Source organism: Salinispora pacifica DSM 45544 (genome assembly GCF_000378845.1).
Classification (GTDB): Bacteria; Actinomycetota; Actinomycetes; order Mycobacteriales; family Micromonosporaceae; genus Micromonospora; species Micromonospora pacifica.
Genome location: NZ_KB905359.1, coordinates 2,117,699 through 2,136,461 on the forward strand (window position 1 = coordinate 2,117,699; position 18,763 = coordinate 2,136,461).

Annotated in this window: 18 protein-coding genes, 1 tRNA gene and 1 other RNA gene; 8 read left to right on the forward strand and 12 right to left on the reverse strand. The window is 67.6% G+C overall.

Features of this window, described 5'->3' with window-relative positions:
* The first annotated feature begins 138 nt into the window (after window positions 1-138).
* The 7 genes from SALPAC3_RS0109475 to SALPAC3_RS0109510 all read left to right on the forward strand — a co-directional run bounded on the left by SALPAC3_RS0109475 (window position 139) and on the right by SALPAC3_RS0109510 (window position 5,968).
* Window positions 139-570, forward strand: coding sequence for a hypothetical protein (locus SALPAC3_RS0109475; protein ID WP_026185389.1), 432 nt, complete (start codon window positions 139-141; stop codon window positions 568-570).
* 8 nt (window positions 571-578) lie between these two features.
* On the forward strand, window positions 579-764 hold the full coding sequence (locus SALPAC3_RS25590) for a DUF397 domain-containing protein (protein ID WP_269744912.1): 186 nt from the start codon (window positions 579-581) through the stop codon (window positions 762-764).
* Window positions 765-1,009: 245 nt separating this feature from the next.
* Window positions 1,010-1,792, forward strand: a complete 783-nt coding sequence (locus tag SALPAC3_RS0109485; protein WP_018221003.1) for a bestrophin-like domain — start codon at window positions 1,010-1,012, stop codon at window positions 1,790-1,792.
* A gap of 122 nt (window positions 1,793-1,914) precedes the next feature.
* Window positions 1,915-2,580, forward strand: a complete 666-nt coding sequence (locus SALPAC3_RS0109490; RefSeq protein WP_018221004.1) for a class I SAM-dependent methyltransferase — start codon at window positions 1,915-1,917, stop codon at window positions 2,578-2,580.
* Between the two features lie 128 nt (window positions 2,581-2,708).
* Window positions 2,709-3,470 carry an alpha/beta hydrolase family protein gene (locus SALPAC3_RS0109495; protein WP_018221005.1) on the forward strand — a complete coding sequence of 254 codons (762 nt, stop codon included), beginning with the start codon at window positions 2,709-2,711 and terminating at the stop codon, window positions 3,468-3,470.
* Window positions 3,471-4,145: 675 nt separating this feature from the next.
* Window positions 4,146-4,790 carry a DUF4360 domain-containing protein gene (locus tag SALPAC3_RS0109505; RefSeq protein WP_026185390.1) on the forward strand — a complete coding sequence of 215 codons (645 nt, stop codon included), beginning with the start codon at window positions 4,146-4,148 and terminating at the stop codon, window positions 4,788-4,790.
* A gap of 332 nt (window positions 4,791-5,122) precedes the next feature.
* On the forward strand, window positions 5,123-5,968 hold the full coding sequence (locus SALPAC3_RS0109510) for an endo alpha-1,4 polygalactosaminidase (RefSeq protein ID WP_018221008.1): 846 nt from the start codon (window positions 5,123-5,125) through the stop codon (window positions 5,966-5,968).
* A 239-nt stretch (window positions 5,969-6,207) separates the two neighbouring features.
* Here SALPAC3_RS0109510 and SALPAC3_RS0109515 read toward each other — a convergent pair whose 3' ends face one another.
* The 4 genes from SALPAC3_RS0109515 to SALPAC3_RS0109530 form a co-directional block, all read right to left on the reverse strand.
* Entirely contained in the window at window positions 6,208-7,521 is a 1,314-nt protein-coding gene (locus SALPAC3_RS0109515) for a GNAT family N-acetyltransferase (RefSeq protein WP_018221009.1), read from the reverse strand.
* Between the two features lie 232 nt (window positions 7,522-7,753).
* The gene (locus tag SALPAC3_RS0109520) at window positions 7,754-8,332 is read right to left on the reverse strand and encodes a hypothetical protein (RefSeq protein ID WP_026185391.1); all 579 of its coding nucleotides are present in this window, start codon (window positions 8,330-8,332) and stop codon (window positions 7,754-7,756) included.
* An 872-nt stretch (window positions 8,333-9,204) separates the two neighbouring features.
* Window positions 9,205-9,277, reverse strand: a tRNA-Ala gene (locus SALPAC3_RS0109525).
* 90 nt (window positions 9,278-9,367) lie between these two features.
* Window positions 9,368-9,967, reverse strand: a complete 600-nt coding sequence (locus SALPAC3_RS0109530; protein ID WP_018221011.1) for a YqgE/AlgH family protein — start codon at window positions 9,965-9,967, stop codon at window positions 9,368-9,370.
* A 132-nt stretch (window positions 9,968-10,099) separates the two neighbouring features.
* Between SALPAC3_RS0109530 and SALPAC3_RS0109535 the strand changes: the two genes are divergently transcribed.
* A complete protein-coding gene (locus tag SALPAC3_RS0109535) occupies window positions 10,100-10,903 on the forward strand; it encodes an S-methyl-5'-thioadenosine phosphorylase (protein WP_026185393.1) in 804 nt (267 codons plus the stop codon).
* A gap of 24 nt (window positions 10,904-10,927) precedes the next feature.
* Here the strand turns inward: SALPAC3_RS0109535 and SALPAC3_RS0109540 are convergent, their stop codons facing one another.
* From SALPAC3_RS0109540 to pruA, 8 genes are all read right to left on the reverse strand, one after another.
* Window positions 10,928-11,869, reverse strand: coding sequence for a hypothetical protein (locus SALPAC3_RS0109540; RefSeq protein ID WP_026185394.1), 942 nt, complete (start codon window positions 11,867-11,869; stop codon window positions 10,928-10,930).
* Between the two features lie 169 nt (window positions 11,870-12,038).
* Window positions 12,039-12,414: a transfer-messenger RNA gene (gene ssrA / locus SALPAC3_RS26910) on the reverse strand.
* A gap of 83 nt (window positions 12,415-12,497) precedes the next feature.
* Window positions 12,498-12,977 carry an SsrA-binding protein SmpB gene (smpB, locus tag SALPAC3_RS0109545; protein WP_026185395.1) on the reverse strand — a complete coding sequence of 160 codons (480 nt, stop codon included), beginning with the start codon at window positions 12,975-12,977 and terminating at the stop codon, window positions 12,498-12,500.
* A gap of 185 nt (window positions 12,978-13,162) precedes the next feature.
* Window positions 13,163-14,038: a permease-like cell division protein FtsX gene (gene ftsX / locus SALPAC3_RS0109550; RefSeq protein WP_018221015.1), complete on the reverse strand. Its 876-nt coding sequence runs from the start codon at window positions 14,036-14,038 to the stop codon at window positions 13,163-13,165.
* A gap of 58 nt (window positions 14,039-14,096) precedes the next feature.
* On the reverse strand, window positions 14,097-14,777 hold the full coding sequence (ftsE, locus tag SALPAC3_RS0109555) for a cell division ATP-binding protein FtsE (protein ID WP_018721072.1): 681 nt from the start codon (window positions 14,775-14,777) through the stop codon (window positions 14,097-14,099).
* Window positions 14,778-14,895: 118 nt separating this feature from the next.
* On the reverse strand, window positions 14,896-16,017 hold the full coding sequence (gene prfB / locus SALPAC3_RS0109560; RefSeq protein ID WP_018221017.1) for a peptide chain release factor 2: 1,122 nt from the start codon (window positions 16,015-16,017) through the stop codon (window positions 14,896-14,898).
* A gap of 338 nt (window positions 16,018-16,355) precedes the next feature.
* On the reverse strand, window positions 16,356-16,871 hold the full coding sequence (locus tag SALPAC3_RS0109565; protein WP_018221018.1) for a PadR family transcriptional regulator: 516 nt from the start codon (window positions 16,869-16,871) through the stop codon (window positions 16,356-16,358).
* A 155-nt stretch (window positions 16,872-17,026) separates the two neighbouring features.
* Window positions 17,027-18,655, reverse strand: coding sequence for an L-glutamate gamma-semialdehyde dehydrogenase (pruA, locus tag SALPAC3_RS0109570; protein ID WP_018221019.1), 1,629 nt, complete (start codon window positions 18,653-18,655; stop codon window positions 17,027-17,029).
* Window positions 18,656-18,763: the final 108 nt, after the last annotated feature.

Consider the following 18,763-nt stretch of genomic DNA (forward strand, 5'->3'; position numbering starts at 1 on the left):
CGAGTCTCGGGCGCTCGTGGTAAGGCAGCCGGAGCACTCACCGCAACGGCCGGCGCCCTCCGCGATACGGCTATCGAGTCAGCCCGGGAAGGAATCAAGAACGTCAGTGAGAAGATCGGCAAGGCTACTGGCGGTGGGATGGCGATAGCAGCCACGGCAGCCGTGGACGCCGCTGGTTACCACCCTTCCCCGCTGATTGCGGTTGGCGCAGCCTACGCCGGAATGAAGGCGGGCGGGCTGGTCGGTCGCGCGATGACCGCCGGGCTGGACCGGATCACCGCCGGACGGGGCGGCGGTGGCCCGATCGACTCGGTCATAGCGGACCTGATCACGACGCTTCGGGTGTTGGAGCAGGTGGGCCGCAGCGTCGGCGATGCCATCGATGCCGTGAACAAAGCCCAGGCCCACTTCCAGAAGGTCAGCCGCGGCGGAGAAAACAACCTTCTCAACAGCGCGGTACGGGCCTGCCGGCAGGCACCGGTTCAGCTTGAGGAGGGCGTAGACGACCTCAAGCAGGCCGGAGATCTCGTCGGAAAGCACCTCGTGGGCGTGGCAAAGACTTGCGGCTGACCGTCCCGGTGGACCAGGCCGCAGACAGCGACCACTGCCAGCCACCAGCGCCTTCGTGTGTCGAAGTCGCTGCGCTCGATGATGCGGTGGCATGCCGGGACAGCAAGGACCCGAACGGTCCGGCCCTCGTCTTCGGTCGCGCCGCCTGGACGAACTTCCTGGCCGAGACGAAAGCTGGGTTCCCGCAGCGGTAAACGGTGCCGCACCGGCCCGCCCTGGTGTGCCATCACCTCCGACTCGCGCGGCCCAGCGGTAACCGGGCCACGTCCTTGCTCTCGCCGAATGCCAGTCCTACGCTCGCCGCACGGCGGCCGGCCGTCGATGCACTCCATCTGCCTCCCTTCAGGTGGCTACCGGAAGCCGGCTGCGGTGGCGTGCAGTAGGCGAAGGTTTTGGTGAACCTTCGAGGGATTCATATTCCGCGACAAGGAGTGGCCACATGTGGAGCTGGAATCATCTTGCGCCAGGTTGGCTCATTTTCCTCATATTCTTGGCAGTATTTCTCATTGTCGGCGCGCTGGGCATCTGGCTGCTGCGGGGCCGAGCCAAGCGGCTGTCCGGTGCTGAGCCGAAGTGGTTGGATCTCATCACCCACACGGTCTCGGTCACCGGCACCCTCTACGCGCTTCTGCTCGTCCTGACCGCCCTGACGGTGTACGGGACGTACTCGCAGGCTAGCGCGGCGGTCGCAACTGAGGCGGCGGATCTGAAGGCACTACACAACGTCGTGTCCGAGTATCCGGAGCCCACCCGCGGCGAGCTGGAGGGCCTGTTGAACGAGTATGTCGACTATATGGTCAACGAAGCGTGGCCGACCTACCAACGCGGCGACGAGGTGGACGGAGACCGCGAACTCGAGGAGCGAATCTGGCGTACCCTTCTGAATTTCACACCGAATTCTGGCAAGGAGCAGGAGTTGAGTGTCCTCGCCCAGTCGGAGTTCGAGGATTGGAGCAAGTCCCGCCAGATTCGAAGCACCTTCAGCACCGCCGCTCTCCCCCCGACGCTCTGGTTCACGCTCCTGGTCGGCGGTGTGTTCATCATCTTCCTGTCCTGCCTCATCCCGACCCGGACCCGGCACGCCTCCCTGGTATTGGTCTCCGCGACCGCGGCCATGATTTCCCTGCTGATATTCGTCGTCGAGCGGGTGGACGACCCCTTCCGGGGGTCGATGAGCGTCTCTGCCGATCCTTATGCGAGGGTCGCCAAGACTTTCGACTGATTCTGATGAGGCGCTGTGGTGCCATCCCAGAGGCGGCGCCACAACTTTGGACTGTCCCCTCGCGTCGGTCGACCTTTTACGGCGCTTGACCGTCCATAGCGATCGGTGAAACGCTCATCGCCATGGTGGATCTTGACAATCAACTGGGGTACTGGAACTCCACCGGGGCGTCGAAGACCTTCGGGCATCCGGTTGAGCCCTCATGGCTGGAGGGCCTCGATCGCCAGGCGCACATCCTCGACTACGGGTGCGGCTACGGACGACTCGCGGGAGAACTCGCCGAGTGGGGTTTCGACAACGTCGAAGGGGTGGATGTCGCTCCCAATCTCGTCGCCCGCGCACGTGCGCAGCAGCCGGGGGCGCGGTTCACTGTTCTCGACGCTCCTCCCCGGCTGGACCACCCGGACAGCAGTGTTGACCTGATACTGCTGTTCGCGGTGTTGACGTGCCTGCCGAGCGACGCCGGGCAGCGAAAGCTGGTGGCCGAGCTGCGCCGGGTTCTGCGGCCCGGTGGACTCCTCTACCTCAGCGACCTGTGCCTGCAGGCGGATCAACGTAATCGTTCTCGGTATCAGCAGTTCGCCGCGACGTACGGCAGCTATGGGGTGTTCGAAACCGACGACGGGGCGGTGTGCCGGCACCACACAGCGGACTGGTTGGATGACCTGTTCGTCGACTTCGACCGGGTCGCCACCCGCGAGGTCTCCGTGGCCACCATGAACGGCCGCCCGGCCCGGGCTACCCAGCTGCTGCTGTCCACCGGGCTGTCCGACGTCGCCCACCGATAGCTCGTCCTGAGCGGCGGATCCGGGCGTTGGCGGGCCCCTACCATAGTTTCGATATGGCCTCACCGGACGTCCGCGTGCTGACAGATCCCCGACGAGAAGCCTGGGGTACGGGCGACCCACGGCCGGTCGTGACCTACGTGTGGTCGGCAGCCGCCGCGACGACCGGTGGCACCGTCCTGCTCTCGCACGGTACCGGCGGCTGCGCCCTCGACCTGTCCTGGCTGGCCGAGCCACTGGCCTCGGCTGGCCTGCGGGTAATCGGCGTCGACCATCACGGCAACAGCCATCGTGGCGGCTACCATGCCGAAGCTTTCGCGCGTTGGTGGGACCGCCCCCAAGACCTTTCGGTGGTGCTGGACCACCTCGCCGACGGCGGTCCCGTTGGCGTCGCCGGCTTCTCGCTCGGCGGATACACCGCCGCCGCGATGCTTGGCGCCCGAATCGACGCCGACGTGTTCGGCGCTATCGCCACCAGACGAGTGACGGTGCTGTCACCGCCGGAGTACCCGACGCTGATCGACGAACTGTCCGACCGGATCGGTGCCGATGACATCGCCGCGTGGATCAGCGAATCCGGCGAGGACTACGCTGACCGCCGCGTGACCGCCGGTCTTCTCATCTGCCCGGCGCAGGGCCAACTACTCACCTCCACCAGCCTGCGGGGCATCACGACGCCGGTGTCGATCTGGTGGACCGGCGAGGACGACCAGACCCCGGCCGAGACCAACGCACTGCACTACGCTTCCTTGATTCCTGGTGCCACCCAGCATTGCGCCGACCCGTCGGCCGGCCACTACGTGTTCGTGCGGGACACGCCGGGCGCGGATCGGGTCCGCAGCCGCCTCGCCAGCGCGGCCGTCGCCTTCTTCCGCGAGCAGTTGACCGCGTAGGCCGAGCCATGCCCCTGCAACGAATCAGCCTGGTCGCAGCCGGCATCCTGGCGGTGGCAACAGGGTGCATGCGCTGGCGGCCGATGGCTTCGGACAACCGGCAGGACCTACCCCACCAGCTGACGGTGATCGCGCTGCGAAGCCGGCGGGCCAGCGCGGTGAAGCCGGCGGGCCAGCGCGGTGAAGTCGTCTCCCGCGCCGCTCGGTCAGCGGACTGCGGCACTCACGCACGGCGGCGAGAGCAGCCCGGATAGCGAGTCCCCCGCTGGTGGCGTGCGCGGCTGAGAAGACCCCCGAGTCAGCCACCGGCCGCGTCAAGCGGCCAGCCGTAACGAAATTATGTATCATTTCGCAAAGTGCAATGAGGAATCTATCGGTCGAATCCGCCTTACCAGCATGGCAGCGACATAGCGTCCGACCTCTCGTATTGTCGAGTGACACGACGGCGAGCGGATGCGCCAGGACATCAATATGCATTAATTGGGCAATGGTCACTGATGTGACGCTAGCTCCTCGCCGAGGCGCCCGTATCCTCATGTGCGCGGTCCGGCTGGCCCTCCAAACCCTCCCCACCACCGCCCTTCGGCACGAACCCTGTCTTCCTCCCAAGTCCCGGACGGTCCAGCGCCAGCCGGTACCGCCGCTCACGCACCGAGGCGTACAGGAAGGATTTTCATGTTCAGTTGGCTCGCAACCGGAGGCATGATCCTCTCCCTGCTGGCTCCCACGAACCCGGTGGTGGACTTCCCCGAGCCCGCGACCCCACCCCCAGGTCAGATCGTCATCGATCTGGTAACTGTCAATGGCTCTGGCTGCCCGGCCGGCACTGCCGCCACCGCCATGTCGGTCGACAACACCGCATTCACGGTCACCTACAGCGCATTCATGGCCCAGGTCGGGGTCGGGGCGGAGCCGACCGACTGGCGCCGCAATTGCCAGCTCAACCTACGGGTTCACGTCCCGCAGGGCTTCACCTACGCGGTGGCCCAGGCTGACTACCGCGGCTTCGCCGCCCTGGCGGACGGGGCGTCCGGCGTGGAGCGGGCAAACTACTACTTCCAGGGAATGTCACCCACGGCCTACAAGACCCACATCTTCGACGGTCCGATGGTGGACAACTGGCAGGCCACCGACGTCACGGACGTCGCCTCGCTGGTCTGGCACCCGTGCGGCGAGTTCCGCAACTTCAACATCAACACGGAGCTCTGGGCGCTCGCCGGCACCTCGGACACCAGCACCACAACGAGTTTCATGACGATGGACTCGACCGACGGGGCCATCTCCACCACCTACAACCTGGCCTGGAAGACCTGCCCGTAAGGCAGGACGAGCCCACCGGCTGAGCGTCAGTAGCGCCCAGCCGGTGGGTTCGCGTCCACGGCCGTCACCGACCGACCGTAGAAACGACGTGCTGCTCTCGCCCCCCACGCTTGGGGTGACTTCCGACAGCAGCGGGCGTGGCGGCGATCGCGGCGAGGAACTCCACCTGTGCCCGTTGTGTCATCGGATGAGGGTATAAACGGCCATTGACGTTGGCTTGTCAGCGGAGTTTGGTTGGTAGCAACGTTCGTGCCGGGCAGTCGGGTTGGGCTTGCCGAACTATCCCGCCCGCGACCAGGCGCCCCGGCATAGCCCTTCCCTGGAGTTGTTCAATGGCTAGTTTCACCCGGTCGATGCTTGCCGCATGCACCGTGCTCACCGCTACCGCACTCACAGTCTCGGTCGGGGTCTATGCGCACAACGACCCGGCACCCGCCCCAGTCGTGCCGACCGCCTCCACCACGGTCTTACCACCGGTCAATGCGAAATTCGACTATCAAATCGGCGCTGCCTACCCGCCCCCACCCGGGGTGCGGGTCGTAAGCCGCGACCGACAGGATCCGATCGCCGCCAACCTCTACAACATCTGCTACGTCAACGCGTTCCAGGTGCAGCCCAACGAGGTTGACTGGTGGCAGAGTCAGCACGATGACCTCCTGCTCCGCGATTCCGACGGAAACTACGTCGTTGATGGCGACTGGAACGAAATTCTGCTCGATATATCGACCTCGGCCAAACGTGCGGCAATCGCGGGTATCGTCCAGAACTGGTTCGACGGCTGCGCGCGGGCCGGCTACCAGGCGATCGAACCAGATAATATCGACTCGTACGAGCGGTCTGAGGGCCTGCTCGCCATCCATGACGCGATCGCCTACCTGGAGTTGCTGGCGCCACACGCCCACGATGCAGGGCTCGCCATCGGGCAAAAGAACACCACCGACCTCGGTACGCGTGGCAGGAACGCCGGACTCGACTTCGCCATCGCCGAGGAGTGTGGGCGCTACAACGAGTGTGACTACTTCACCGGCGTGTACGGCGACAACGTCATTGTCATCGAGTACACCGACAGTGCGTTCGCGAAGGCGTGCTCAGCGGTCGGTGACGAGGTCTCGGTCGTCCGCCGCGACGTCGGCGTCACCGCGCCCGGCAGCGGCACCTACCGGTACGGCTCCTGCTGAGCCCTCGTCGTCGCACTCGTCCTGATCGACGCGCACAGCCTGCACGTGCTCGCACATCCCGCCCGGCCGGGAGCTGCCCTGTTGTAGGCGAAGCACTTGGCCTTCCCGCCGCCGGGAGACCTGCCGTCGATGACCCCGAACTGTCACGCCACCGCAGCCACACCAGACGCCTGGATCGAAGACACGCGAGGCAGAATCAGCGTGTGATCTGGCACAACGCGGCTAAGGATCGTGGCCCGTCAGTTACACGGCCAGACCCGCACCGGTACGCGCGGGAACGCGGCTGTCAGGAACTGCTCGGTGAGGCCGTCGCGCACGGCGGCGTCCGGCCAGGCATCGAGCACCTCAGGCAGGGTGCGGTGACCAACGGCGAGGTGCAGCAGGGCACCTGGTGGAATGGCGGCATGATGGCTCGCGTCGGAGCTCGGACCGATCGTGCTCCGTCTCGCCGTCATCGCCATTAGTTCACCGTCGTCGAACTCGAGGTGAGCGCTCGCGGTGTAGGTGTCAATCACGAGCGTGGACTCGGGCCAACGCAGATCGGCTGACTGCCAACGGCGGCGTAGCAGCGGGGCAAGGTGGGCGAGCAACTCGACCGGGTCGCCGGTTCGGGCATACCAGGCCCTGGGGCGCGTCGGTATCCCGGTGGGCCCGATCCGGGCCAGGAGGTGGTCCGGATCGAGCAACAGACGCACCGCGTGGAACGGGTGCTGGGCCGTCGTGGCGTAGCGCCGACCGACCCGGCCGAGATAGGCGTACGTCGCGGCGGCGGCCTCCGGCCAGCGCCCGGCAGGCTCGCAGGTCGCGGCGAGCACCGTCAGCTCTCCCGCCGCGGAGAGCGCGGTGCTGTGCACCAGATATCCCTGGACCTGCTCGTCGCGCAGCAGTACGGCGACCTCGCGGCGAACGAGAGCCTCCGCCCGGCGGCCCACGATCTCGTACCGCCAGGCGGCGGCGTCGCGTGGGCAGACCAGAGCATCCCCGTCCACCTGCCGTCGGTCGAGGCGGGCGAGGGCGTCCGCGTCGGCCGCGGTGGCGGGGCGGACGGTCCAGGCCCCCGGGTAGGCGTCCGGTAGGGCGGTGGCGGGCACCGTGGGTGCACCGCCGTGGGTCAGCGCGTAGTCGTAGCCAAACCGACGGTAGAAGTGGGGAATCCCTTCGACGATCTGGAGTGGCACGCGTTCGGTCGCGCAGCGGTCGTGCAGCGCGGCGAGTAGCCGTTCGGTGAGCTGGTTCCCGCGATGCTCCGGTGCCGTGCCCACCAACTCGACCTGAATCACCGGCAGCCGAATCCCGGCCAGGTTCCACTCCTGACGAAGACCGACCAAACTGGCCGCCAGCCGGCCGGTGGTGGTGTCCTCCACGACCAGGAAGTCGTCAGGTGTGACCGAAGGATGCCCGCTCAGCAGATCGTGAACCCATGCGGTGATCCCCGCGTGTGGTTCTCCGCCGGTTGCCGCCTGCAGTTGAACGGCCGCCTGCAGGCGGGCGAGCTGATCGACGTCCGACTCGCGACCGCGCCGAATCCCGTAATGATCGCCTCGGCTACTCATGCCTTACGTTCTACCGTCAGATGATCGCTAGCGGTCGCTTGCGGGGAAGTGACTCCGCACACGCCGGACGCTCAGCAGACCGTTGTACGAGATCGCTCCGGATCCCGCACGATCATCGGCGGCAGCGAGACGACTGTTGGCCGGCACCCGGTTCGGGTGCCGGCCAACAGTTTCTTTCCCCCTTTGTGTGGGTCAGGTCTGCGGGGGTTTGTTGTGGGTGGTGCGGGTGGGGTCAGCTGGTCCAGTGCTCGGCCACCAGGTCAGCGGCCTGGGTCTCCCACTGGGCGTAGTGGAACGGGTACGCCGACACCTGCACCTTCTGCGCGGCCTCGGTCAACGGCATGTCCTGCCAGCCCTCGACCTGCTTGAGGCCGTTGAGGAAGGCGGTGGTGGAGTAGGCGGGGTCGGTGATCTGCTCCACCGTGCCCCAACCAGACGACGGGCGCTGCTGGAACAGGCCCTGCGAGTCGTGGTCGTTACGCGCGCCCAGGTGTCCCAGGTTCTCCAGCTTCGACTCCTGCAGGCTGGTGCCGATCGCCACCACGGCGGCACGTTCGTCCATGCCGGCCTTCTTGGTGGCCTCGATGATGGCCTTGACGTTGGCGACCTGCTCGTCGCCCAGGTCGATGCGTGACTGCTTGCCCTGGGTGCCGTGCGGGATCAGCGTGTCCCTGTCCGGCTTCGCGACCTGAACGGCCGCAGCAGCGGCCGGGGTGGGGGTGGTGAGGGTGGCCAGGGGGCCGGCGACGACACCGGTGGACAGGGCCAGACCAGCGATACCAAGGACGCTACGACGCAGAATCGTGTTCATCATGAGGGTTGCTCCATTCGGGGGTCGACACCCACACGCACGCCCGAAGGAAAAAGGGGGGGGGGCCTTCAGGCGGCAAAGGGGCGGGTGCAAGCACCGTCCGGCGCTCAACAAAACAGGGGAGAGAGGATCCTCGGCTACCGCGGTCGGGGGGACACGCACGGCGCCGGGTCCAGATGTAACGACCGGCGGGCCGCCAACATTCCGGGGCTCACGCACGGCTGGCATCCGCCATCGGCGGAACGCCGGCTCGGTCGTACGCATGGTGTAACGCCCTGACGGCGGCCGGGATTCCGCCACCACCGTGCCCCCGACCACACCCCATACGGGCATCAACCCGACCTATGTGACAGCTAACCCCGGGCCGGACTTACAGGTCAGCGACGTCCACCGGTCGGGTTCTGCTCATATCATGACGCCCGCCTTCCGACGTCTGCGAGACGACGAACCATAGCAATACGGAGATCCGTACTGGAAGCGATAGGGGTGGCCGTCGCGGCAACGGCAGTTAACACCGACAGATCCGGAATCCTCCCCCGCGCCGCCCGTTCAGGAGATCCTGACCGACCGCGGTGAGCACCCTTGGGAAGTCTGCGGGCACCGCCAGCGACAGGCCCACCTGAGCAAGATCCGCTCCCCACGCTACGGGCAGATCCACGGGTCTGCTCACCGGCAGGTGACAGGTGCGGTCCCGCGGCCTGACTGGCCGACAGGTGCATGACGGTCTTGAATTCAACGGGTCAACCGGGACAGCGACCCGCAGCAACAATGGGGTCGGCACGTGGTCAGGATTCCCACCGACATGACGATGCCCCGCCCGGAACGGACGGGGCATCTCAGATGAACCACCGGTCGCACAATGGTGCGGTCGGTGGAGCCGAGGGGACTCGAACCCCTGACCCCCACACTGCCAGTGTGGTGCGCTACCAGCTGCGCCACGGCCCCCTGTGCACTACCCGGTCGCCCGGGCACGGGAGAACTATACACACGGCGGCCGGCGCGGTCATCGCGCGGGGTGCCCGCCACCGCACCGGGTCAGTTGAGCGCCACATCCGCCGGGAAGTGCGCCACCGCCGCCATCATGCCGCCCTGCCGGCGCAGCACCATCGGCCACAGGTCGTCCGGACGATCGACGAAGGCGTCGCCGGGCAACGCGTCCAGGACGAACCAGGAGCCCTCCGCGATCTCCTGCTCCAGCTGGCCCGACTCCCACCCGGAGTAGCCGGCGAAGACCCGGATGCCCACGATACTCTCCCGCAGCTGCTCCGGGTCCACCGTCAGGTCGAGCGTGCCGACCGCACCGGAGATCTGCTGGAAGCTCTTCATCGGCCGCAGCGGGTGGCGCATGCGGGCGAGGCAGATCGCCGAATCCGGCTGCACCGGGCCCCCTTCGAAGACCACGGCCGGGTCACGGGCCAACTCACCCCAGTCGCCGAGTACCTCCGCCACCGGAATCTCGGTGGCCCGGTTGAGCACGACGCCCAGCGCCCCGCCCGGTTCGTGGGCGACCAGCAGCACCACGGTCCGGTCGAAGTTCGGATCCTTCAACGTCGGTGCCGCGACCAGCAACCGCCCGGCCATCGACTCCGTCGCCTGCCCGCCGATCGCCCGCCCCTCTTCCTGCATGTCGGACATCCCGTCAGTCCGACCGTGCCCGGACAACCGGGGACACCGGTGCCAGCCACCCCGTCAACGTCATGCCTGGCACCATAGCCTGCTGCTGGGTCGCTGGCTAAGGTCTGACGCGACAGAGACGAGGGAGGTTCGGTGAGTCCCACGGCAGAACTCGCGGTGATCGGCGGGTCGGGGCTGTACGCCCTGCTCGACGGCGCCACCGAGCACGTAGTAGACACCCCGTACGGGTCGCCGTCCGACGTGGTCACGATCGCCGAGGTCGCGGGCCGCCGGTTGGCGTTCCTGCCCCGGCACGGCCGGGATCACCGGCATCCGCCGCACCAGATCCCCTACCGGGCCAATCTGTGGGCGCTGCGCTCGCTCGGGGTCCGCCAGGTGCTCGCCCCCTGCGCGGTCGGCGGGCTGCGCCCGGAGTTGGGCCCCGGCACGTTCGTCGTGCCGGACCAGCTGATCGACCGCACCAGTGGTCGGGCACAGACCTACTACGACCGGGGCGCGGTGCACGTCTCCTTCGCCGACCCGTACTGCCCGGTCGGCCGGCGTACGCTGCTCGCCGCCGGCGCCGAGCGGGGCCTGCCGGCGGTGGACGGGGGGACGGTGGTGGTCGTCGAGGGTCCCCGCTTCTCCACCCGTGCCGAGTCGCGTTGGTTCACGGCCATCGGCGGAACGGTGGTCAACATGACCGGCCACCCGGAGGCGGTGCTCGCCCGGGAGTTGGCCCTCTGCTACTCGTCGATCGCGCTGGTCACCGACCACGATGCGGGCGTGCCGGGCGGCGGATCGGTGACCCAGGAGGAGGTGTTCCGGGTCTTCGGCGAGAACACCGCCCGCCTGCGGGAGCTGCTCTTCACCGCGGTGGCCCAGCTGCCGGCCGATCGGGACTGCGCCTGCGGGTCAGCCCTGGAGGGCATCAAGCTTCCCTTCGCGCTGCCCTGAGCCCGGCGGCCGGGCCGTCGCCGGTCAGCCGGTGGTGAGCCGCAGCGGCCCACCGCCGAGCACGTCGAGGACGGTCCGCTCCCCCAGCGGGGCGGCTAGCTGCACGGTCACCGGTTCGAGCAGAAGCTGCTCGGTGCAGACACCGGTGCTGCGGGTCACCGCGCCGCCGACCACCACCACGTCATCCTGTTCGTATACCAGTGGGGTGACGCTGGTGTCACACGCACCGATGCCGACCCGCACGGTCAGCGTGGCGTCGTCCACGGCGCGCAGGTCCAGCGCCCCGACCAGTTCCTGGGGCAGTGGCGCGGTGGGTGCGGTCGGCTCCGGCGGCTCTCCGACGGCGGTCGGGGCGACCGCGAGCCGGGCCACCGGGGCGGTCAGCTCGTCAATGGTGAACAGCCAGGCCGGCACCGCTGCCTCGCCGCGACTGGTCCGCACCGGCACGCTGTCGAGCTCGACGGCGGTGACGGTGAGCGGGATGCAGGCGGTCTGCGGCGAGGTGCTCACCCCGGTGTCCGGCCCATCCGCCGGGGCTGGTGGGGTGGCCGGGTTCGTCGGCCGCCCGTCGCAGGCCGGTGGGTCGCCCCGGTCGAGTTCCCGGTACGCCTCGGCAGCGCTGACCAGCGGCACGGTGAGGGTGCCGGAGGGGAACTGGATGGTGCCGTCTTCGGGCTGGTCCGTCGGCAGCGGAATCTGGTCCCGGTACCAGCCGGCCTGGAAGGCGGCCTGAGTGTCCGGGGTGAAGCCGGGGTCTCCGACGGTCATGGCGGGCTCCTGGAGTGGGATGTACCCGTCACTCCAGGATGGGCCGGGCTGCCAGGCCGCGGCGATCTGGGTGGCCCGCTCTTCGAACGCCGCCTGCCGGCCGTCCGGCGGGGGGGCGTCGGCCGGCTCCGAGTCGGCCGGCGCGCAACCGGCGACCAGCAGCAGGGGCACGCACAGGGTGACGAATACTCGACGCATACTCTTCCGACGCCCGCCACCGCGCACTGGTTCCCGTCCACCGGTGGCACTCGTTCCCATCCATCGGTGGCACTCGTCGCCGGGCCTGGTGGTACCCGGCGGCACGGAGGTTCGAGGCCAGAAACGCCGATGCGCCCCGGTCCGGGTGGACCGGGGCGCATCGGCCAGGTGGTGGAGGTGCCGGGAATCGAACCCGGGTCCTTCGCCGCCTTGCCAGGGCTTCTCCGAGCGCAGCTCGCTGTGCCTCTACTCGGCCCCTCCGATCACGCGAGCGAGTCGGTGTGACGGGCCCAGTCGCTGATTAATCTCGCCGCACGGCCCCCGCGACCGGGGCCGATTGGCCAGCCTCCTAGCTGATGCCGGCTAACTGGGTCGAAGGCACTCCCAGGCCGACAGACTTGCTACTCGCCTCAGGCGGCGAGAGCGAAGTCAGCGCGATTCTGCTTGGCGCTTATTGTTTTCCAACGAACGATTTCCGAGACGACGTTGGCTTCCTCGGCTCGCTTCCCCTGCCGCAACGTACGAAGTCGAAACCAGTCACCCCCTCGACGGGCCGCCCCTGTTGGCGGCACCGATAAGCCTAACGCCTGACGCAACGGGTTTCATCCCGCCCCAGCCGGGCGTCAGCTCAGTCTTCCATCCCCTTGCCCCGCCGACCGGCGGCCCGGGCGATCTCCCGTTGCGCGTCCCGCTTGGCGAGGTCCTGCCGCTTGTCGTACGACTTCTTGCCCTTGGCGACGCCGATCTCGACCTTGGCCCAGCCGTCGGAGAAGTAGACCTGCAGCGGGACGATCGTGAGCCCACTCTCCCGGGTCTTGCCGATCAGCCGGTCGATCTCGATGCGGTTGAGCAGTAGTTTGCGGGTGCGTCGGGGCTCGTGGTTGGTCCAGGTGCCCTGCACGTACTCCGGGATGTGCATCCCGTGCAGATAGAGCTCGCCGTTGCGTTCCTGGGCGAAGGCGTCCACCAGCGACGCCCGCCCCGCCCGCAGCGACTTGACCTCGGTGCCGGTCAACGCCATCCCCGCCTCGTAGGTGTCGAGGATCGAGTAGTCGTGGCGGGCCTTCCGGTTGGAGGCGACGACCTTCCGCCCCTTCTCCCGTGGCATCGGCGCCACCTCCCTTCCTGATCGCTGCGTCCCTGGTCGAACAGCCTGGTCGCTGCGCCCCTTGGGTCGACAGCGGCGATCATCCTACCGGAGGACAAGGGCTCCCCCGCGCCGATTATTTCCGGTGCGGGGGAGCCCTGGTCCGACAGGGTGCGCGGGCGGCCCCAGCGGCCGCCCGGCGGGCACTAGACCCGCAGGTAGAAGCGGAGCGTGACCCAGGCGGTGATCGCGCTGATCAGAGCTCCGACGGCGGCCATCAGGGGGAAGGCCAGCAGCACCTCACCCCAGCTGACCGGCGCGAAGAGCCCCTGGAGGGCGCGCAGTGCGCCGTCGAAGAGGAAGACCTTCAGCCCGGCGAGGGCGCCGAGGCCGAGTAGGGATCCGATCAGGCCGGCGACCACGGCTTCCAGGACGAAGGGCGCCTGGATGAACCAGTTCGACGCGCCGACGAGCTTCATCACCGCGACCTCGCGCCGCTTGCTGTAGGCGGCGACCTGGATCGTGTTGGCGACCAGGAGCAGGGCGGCGACAGCCATCGCGATCGCCGCGACGAGGGCGATATTCTGACCGGCGGAGAAGAGTTTGAAGATCTTGTCGAGTACGCTGGACTTGTCGATCACCTGGTCGACGCCCTCAATCTCGGCGTACTGCTCCCCGATCGCCTGGTACTCCTGCGGGTTCACCAGCTTCAGCCGGTACGACTCCGGCAGCACCTCCGGACCGATCGCACTGAGCAGGTCCGGGGAGTCCCGAAAGATCTCCTCGACAATCTCGTACGCCTCTTCTTTGTTGACGTACGTGACGCTCTCGATCAGCGGGTCGGCATCCAGCTTGGCCTGGATCGCTGTCTTCTGTTCCTCGGTGACCTCGGTCTCCAGGAAGATCGAGACCTCGATGTTCTCGAAGTACAGCTCCTTCATCTCGGCGACCTTGACGTAGATCAGACCGCTCGCGCCGAGCATGGTCAGCGAGACCGCCATCGTAATGATCATTGCGATGGTCATGGTCACGTTGCGCCACAGTCCGACCAGGACCTCGGACAGGACGTATTTCAAGCGCATCGAAGATTCCTCCGCGTCTCCGGCAGGTGGTGGTCGTCAGTCGAGGTGGAGCGCCGGCTCACCCGTAGACGCCGCGAGCCTGGTCGCGGACGATCCGGCCGCTCTCAATCTCGATGACCCGGCGGCGCATCTGGTTCACGATGTTCGAGTCGTGGGTAACCATCACGACGGTCGTACCGGTGCGGTTGATCCGGTCCAACAAACGCATGATCTCGATGGAGGTGTCCGGGTCGAGGTTTCCGGTCGGCTCGTCCGCGAGCAGGATAAGCGGACGGTTCACGAACGCTCGCGCGACCGCCACCCGCTGCTGCTCACCACCGGAGAGCTCCTGCGGGTAGCGGTGCTCCTTGCCACCCAGCCCGACCAGCTCCAGCACCTCCGGTACCACCCGGCGGGCAACCGCCTTGGTTTTGCCGATCACCTCGAGCGCGAACGCCACGTTCTCGTAGGCGGTGCGGTTCGGTAGCAGCCGGAAGTCCTGGAACACGCAGCCGATCGAGCGCCGGAAGGCGGGCCGCTTCCAGGAGCGCATCGACGTGACATCCTTGCCGTTCACGACGATCCGTCCCTTATTGGGCGCAACCTCGTGTAGCAGCATCTTGATGATGGTGGACTTGCCGGAGCCGGATGGGCCGATGAAGAAGACGAACTCGCCCTTCTCGATCGCGACGGACACGTTGTCGAGCGAAGGCCGGGACGCCTTCGGGTACGTCTTCGTCACTTGCTCAAGCTGAATCACGGGTCGTGAGTCTACGCGGTGTAACAGATGTGCCAAATCCCGCGCCCCTCAAATTCCGGGCACGTCGTCGATCTGCCAGCACTCACGATTTTCGATGGTGCGCTGCGCCCATGATCGGTCACGCTTTGTCATCAGCAAGCTGCTGTTGCTTTCGCCACCGGATACCGGCCTCAATGAAGGCGTCCAACTCGCCATCGAAGACCGCGGAGGGTGTCCCGGTCTCCTGCTCCGTTCGAAGGTCCTTCACCATCTGGTACGGATGCAGGACGTACGAACGCATCTGGTCACCCCAGGAGCCGGCGGCGTCGGTCTTCAGGCCCTGGAGCTTGGCCTGCTCCTCTTGGCGCTTCCGCTCCAACAGTCGGGCCTGGAGGACGCGCAGCGCGGACGCCTTGTTCTGCAGCTGGGACTTCTCGTTCTGACAGGTGACCACGATGCCGGTCGGTATGTGGGTGATCCGCACCGCCGAGTCGGTCGTGTTCACGCTCTGCCCGCCGGGGCCGGACGACCGGTAGACATCAAAGCGCATCTCGTTCTCGGGAATGTCGATGTGATCGGTCTGTTCCACCACCGGGAGCACCTCGACCCCGGCGAAGCTGGTCTGCCGCCGGCCCTGATTGTCGAAGGGGCTGATCCGGACCAGCCGGTGGGTACCCGACTCGACGCTGAGCGTGCCGTACGCGTACGGCACCTTGACCGTGAAGGTGGCCGACTTGAGCCCGGCCTCCTCGGCGTAAGAGGTCTCGTAGACCTCGGTGGGGTAGCCGTGCCGCTCGGCCCAGCGCAGGTACATCCGCAGCAGCATCTCGGCGAAGTCTGCCGCGTCCACGCCGCCGGCACCGGCGCGGATCGCCACCAGCGCCTCCCGGGAGTCGTACTCACCGGAGAGCAGGGTGCGGACCTCCATCTCGTCGATGGCCTTGGCCAGCCCGGCAACCTCCGTCTCGACCTCGGCGAAGGCACCCGGGTCGGACTCCGCCTCGGCCAGTTCCAGCAGCACCTTGGCGTCTTCGAGGCGAGAACGAAGCTCCGCGAGCTTGTTGATCTCCCCATTCACGTACGACAGCTGTGAGGTGACCTGTTGCGCCCGGGCCTGGTCGTCCCAGAGGTCGGGGGCGGAGGCGGCCTCCTCCAGACGGGCCTTGTCCGCCCGCAGCCGGTCGATGTCGAGCACCGACTCGATGTTGCGAAGAGTGGCGTCGAGGTCCTTGAGCTGTTCGGCGTAGTCGGCATCGGTCACGACAGACAAGACTACTGCGCGGGCGAGGAGCGAGCTTGCGAGCCCCGCAGCCTGCGCCGAACAAACCCAGCGCGGGCGAGGAGCGAGCTTGCGAGCCCCGCAGCCTGCGCCGAACAAACCCAGCGCGGGCGAGGAGCGAGCTTGCGGGAGCAGGGGCAAGCTTGCGGGCGCAGGCGCAGCGGAAACGAGCCCCGCGTGCGGGCGCGAGCCGGCGGCCCCGCAGCCCACGCCACAGCCACCCCGCGGCCGAGGCGGGTCTTCCTCCGGGCCGGCCGATCCGGGGCAGAGTCTTCCGGACCTGGGGCTACCTGCGCCCAGGCCCGGGGGCAACCGCCGGGTCAGCCGACCTGGGCGGACTTGAGCCAGGACAGGGCGGCCTTGTGGTAGGCGACGGCGAACTCCAAGGCGCTGGCGTCGTACGTCTCGCCTTCCTTCTTCGCATTCTTTACCTGCTCCCGAACCCGGGCCAAGGCCTCGGTGTGGTACTCGTTCGCAGCTGTCTGAAGGTTCTTGAGCTGGCTGGCCGAGTGCAGGTTCCCGAAGGCGAACCGCAGCGCGATCGGGTTTCGAATGGTGTCCCGACCGGGCTCCTCCGTCAGCCATCGGGAGAAGGTCCGTTTACCCGCAGCGGTGATCGCATACGGCTGACTCATCCGCGGCCCTGGTTTACCGAGCCGCACCAGCCCCTTTTCGGCCAGCACGGGCAGCTCTCGGTAGACCTGGCTGCGGGTCATTGACCAGTACGGCGCCAATCGGCGCTCGGCGGCGGCCATCAGTTGACCACCTGTCATCGGGCCCTCGTGAAGCAGCCCGAGCAGGGCCGCCGCCGTGGGATTGACTCCGGAATCCGCCATGACTCCCACGCTGCCACTTTGCAGTCGCGGCGTCCAGGATTTCACCTTTTCGCCACCCGTAAGGGCTTCCTATGTGCACTGTCTATCGATATTGAGTGGATGAAAGGACCCCTCCCCCAAGCCGGGCGGTCGACGTAGCGAAGGGGTCCTTCTGGTTAGCGCATGTGGGGATAGGTGTGGTCGGTCGGCGGGACGAAGGTTTCTTTGATCGTACGAGGGGACATCCATCGGACCAGGTTCTGCCAGGAGCCGGCCTTATCGTTGGTGCCACTGGCGCGAGCGCCGCCGAACGGCTGCTGACCGACCACCGCACCGGTGGGCTTGTCGTTGATGTAGAAGTTGCCGGCCGCATACCGCATCCGCTCGGCGACCCGGTCGACCACCTGCCGGTCGGTTGCGAAAATGGCGCCGGTCAACGCGTACGGCGCGATCGACTCGGCCTGGGTGACCACCTCGTCGAAGCGAGCGTCGTCGAAGACGTGCACGCCGAGGATCGGCCCAAAGTACTCGGTGGTGAAGGTTTCGTGCGCGGCGTCGGTGCACTCGAAGAGCGTCGGCCGGACGAAGTAGCCGACCGAGTCGTCGGCGGTGCCGCCGGCGACGACCTGGCACGAGTCATCCCCTGAGATCAACTTTAGGGCGGCGGTGTGCCGCGCGTACGCCTTGGCGTCGATGACGGCGCCACCGAAGTTACTGAAGTCGGTGACGTCGCCGTAGGTGAGCGCCTCCGCGGTGGCAGCGAGCCGGTCCCGCAGCCCACCTGCCCACAACGACCGCGGGATGTACGCGCGGGATGCCGCGGAGCACTTCTGACCCTGGTACTCGTACGCGCCGCGGATCAGGGCGGTGTGCAGCGCGTCCGGATCAGCGCTGGGGTGGGCTACCACGAAGTCCTTGCCGCCGGTCTCGCCGACCAGGCGCGGGTAGGTCCGGTAGTTGGCGATCTCCTCGCCGACGGTTCGCCAGAGCTGCTGGAAGACCTTGGTGGAGCCGGTGAAGTGGATGCCGGCCAGGTCGGGATCGGTCAGCACCACGTCGGAAACCTCCTCGCCGCGCCCGGTGACCATGTTGATCACGCCGGGGGGCAGGCCCGCCGCCTCGAAGAGCCGCATCGTGAAGTGCGCGGCGAACTGCTGGGTGGGGGCCGGCTTCCAGACCACCGTGTTGCCGAGCAGGGCCGGCGCCGTGGGTAGGTTGCCGGCGATCGCGGTGAAGTTGAACGGGGTGATCGCGTAGACGAAGCCCTCGAGCGGACGGTGGTCGAACCGGTTCCAGGTGCCGGACGAGGAGAGGGGCTGTTCGGCGAGGAGCCGGCGCGCGAAGTGGACGTTGAACCGAAGGAAGTCGATGAATTCACAGGCCGCGTCGATCTCCGCCTGGAACGCGGTCTTCGACTGGCCGAGCATCGTGGCGGCGTTCAGCGTGTCCCGCCAGGGCCCGGCGAGCAGCTCAGCGGCGCGCAGGAAGATCGCCGCCCGCTCTGCGAACGGCAACGCCCGCCAGTCAGGCGCCGCGTCCTTGGCGGCCTGCACCGCGGCCCGCGCGTCGTCGTGGGTGGCATGGCCGGTGACACCCAGCACGTGCGCGTGTCGGTGGGGCTGCACCACGTCGATCGAGGCACCGCCGGCCATCCGTTGCTCGCCCGCGATGGTCATCGGCAGGTCGATCCGGTCGCTGGCCAGCTCGACCAGCCGCCGTTGCAGCCGATCCCGGTCGGTGTCCCCCGGCTCGTAGGGGCGTACCGGCTCGTTGCGGGGCTCGGGCACGGAGAAGACGGCGTCCATCACAAAACTCCTGGGCGTTCGGGGCAGCGGGGGTAGCGGACCCACAGAGCGTCGGCCGGGTGGCCGGACGCCAGACACCGGGGCCGCAGGGGCCAGACACGGCGGCGG

Bases quoted from the DNA above. Each gene is read 5' to 3' on its own strand.
- SALPAC3_RS0109475 (WP_026185389.1), top strand. From the start codon at position 139: ATGGCGATAGCAGCCACGGCAGCCGTGGACGCCGCTGGTTACCACCCT.
- SALPAC3_RS0109485 (WP_018221003.1), top strand. From the start codon at position 1,010: ATGTGGAGCTGGAATCATCTTGCGCCAGGTTGGCTCATTTTCCTCATA.
- SALPAC3_RS0109490 (WP_018221004.1), top strand. From the start codon at position 1,915: ATGGTGGATCTTGACAATCAACTGGGGTACTGGAACTCCACCGGGGCG.
- SALPAC3_RS0109505 (WP_026185390.1), top strand. From the start codon at position 4,146: ATGTTCAGTTGGCTCGCAACCGGAGGCATGATCCTCTCCCTGCTGGCT.
- SALPAC3_RS0109510 (WP_018221008.1), top strand. From the start codon at position 5,123: ATGGCTAGTTTCACCCGGTCGATGCTTGCCGCATGCACCGTGCTCACC.
- SALPAC3_RS0109515 (WP_018221009.1), bottom strand. From the start codon at position 7,521: ATGAGTAGCCGAGGCGATCATTACGGGATTCGGCGCGGTCGCGAGTCG.
- SALPAC3_RS0109520 (WP_026185391.1), bottom strand. From the start codon at position 8,332: ATGAACACGATTCTGCGTCGTAGCGTCCTTGGTATCGCTGGTCTGGCC.
- SALPAC3_RS0109530 (WP_018221011.1), bottom strand. From the start codon at position 9,967: ATGTCCGACATGCAGGAAGAGGGGCGGGCGATCGGCGGGCAGGCGACG.
- SALPAC3_RS0109540 (WP_026185394.1), bottom strand. From the start codon at position 11,869: ATGCGTCGAGTATTCGTCACCCTGTGCGTGCCCCTGCTGCTGGTCGCC.
- smpB (WP_026185395.1), bottom strand. From the start codon at position 12,977: ATGCCACGGGAGAAGGGGCGGAAGGTCGTCGCCTCCAACCGGAAGGCC.
- ftsX (WP_018221015.1), bottom strand. From the start codon at position 14,038: ATGCGCTTGAAATACGTCCTGTCCGAGGTCCTGGTCGGACTGTGGCGC.
- SALPAC3_RS0109565 (WP_018221018.1), bottom strand. From the start codon at position 16,871: ATGGCGGATTCCGGAGTCAATCCCACGGCGGCGGCCCTGCTCGGGCTG.
- pruA (WP_018221019.1), bottom strand. From the start codon at position 18,655: ATGGACGCCGTCTTCTCCGTGCCCGAGCCCCGCAACGAGCCGGTACGC.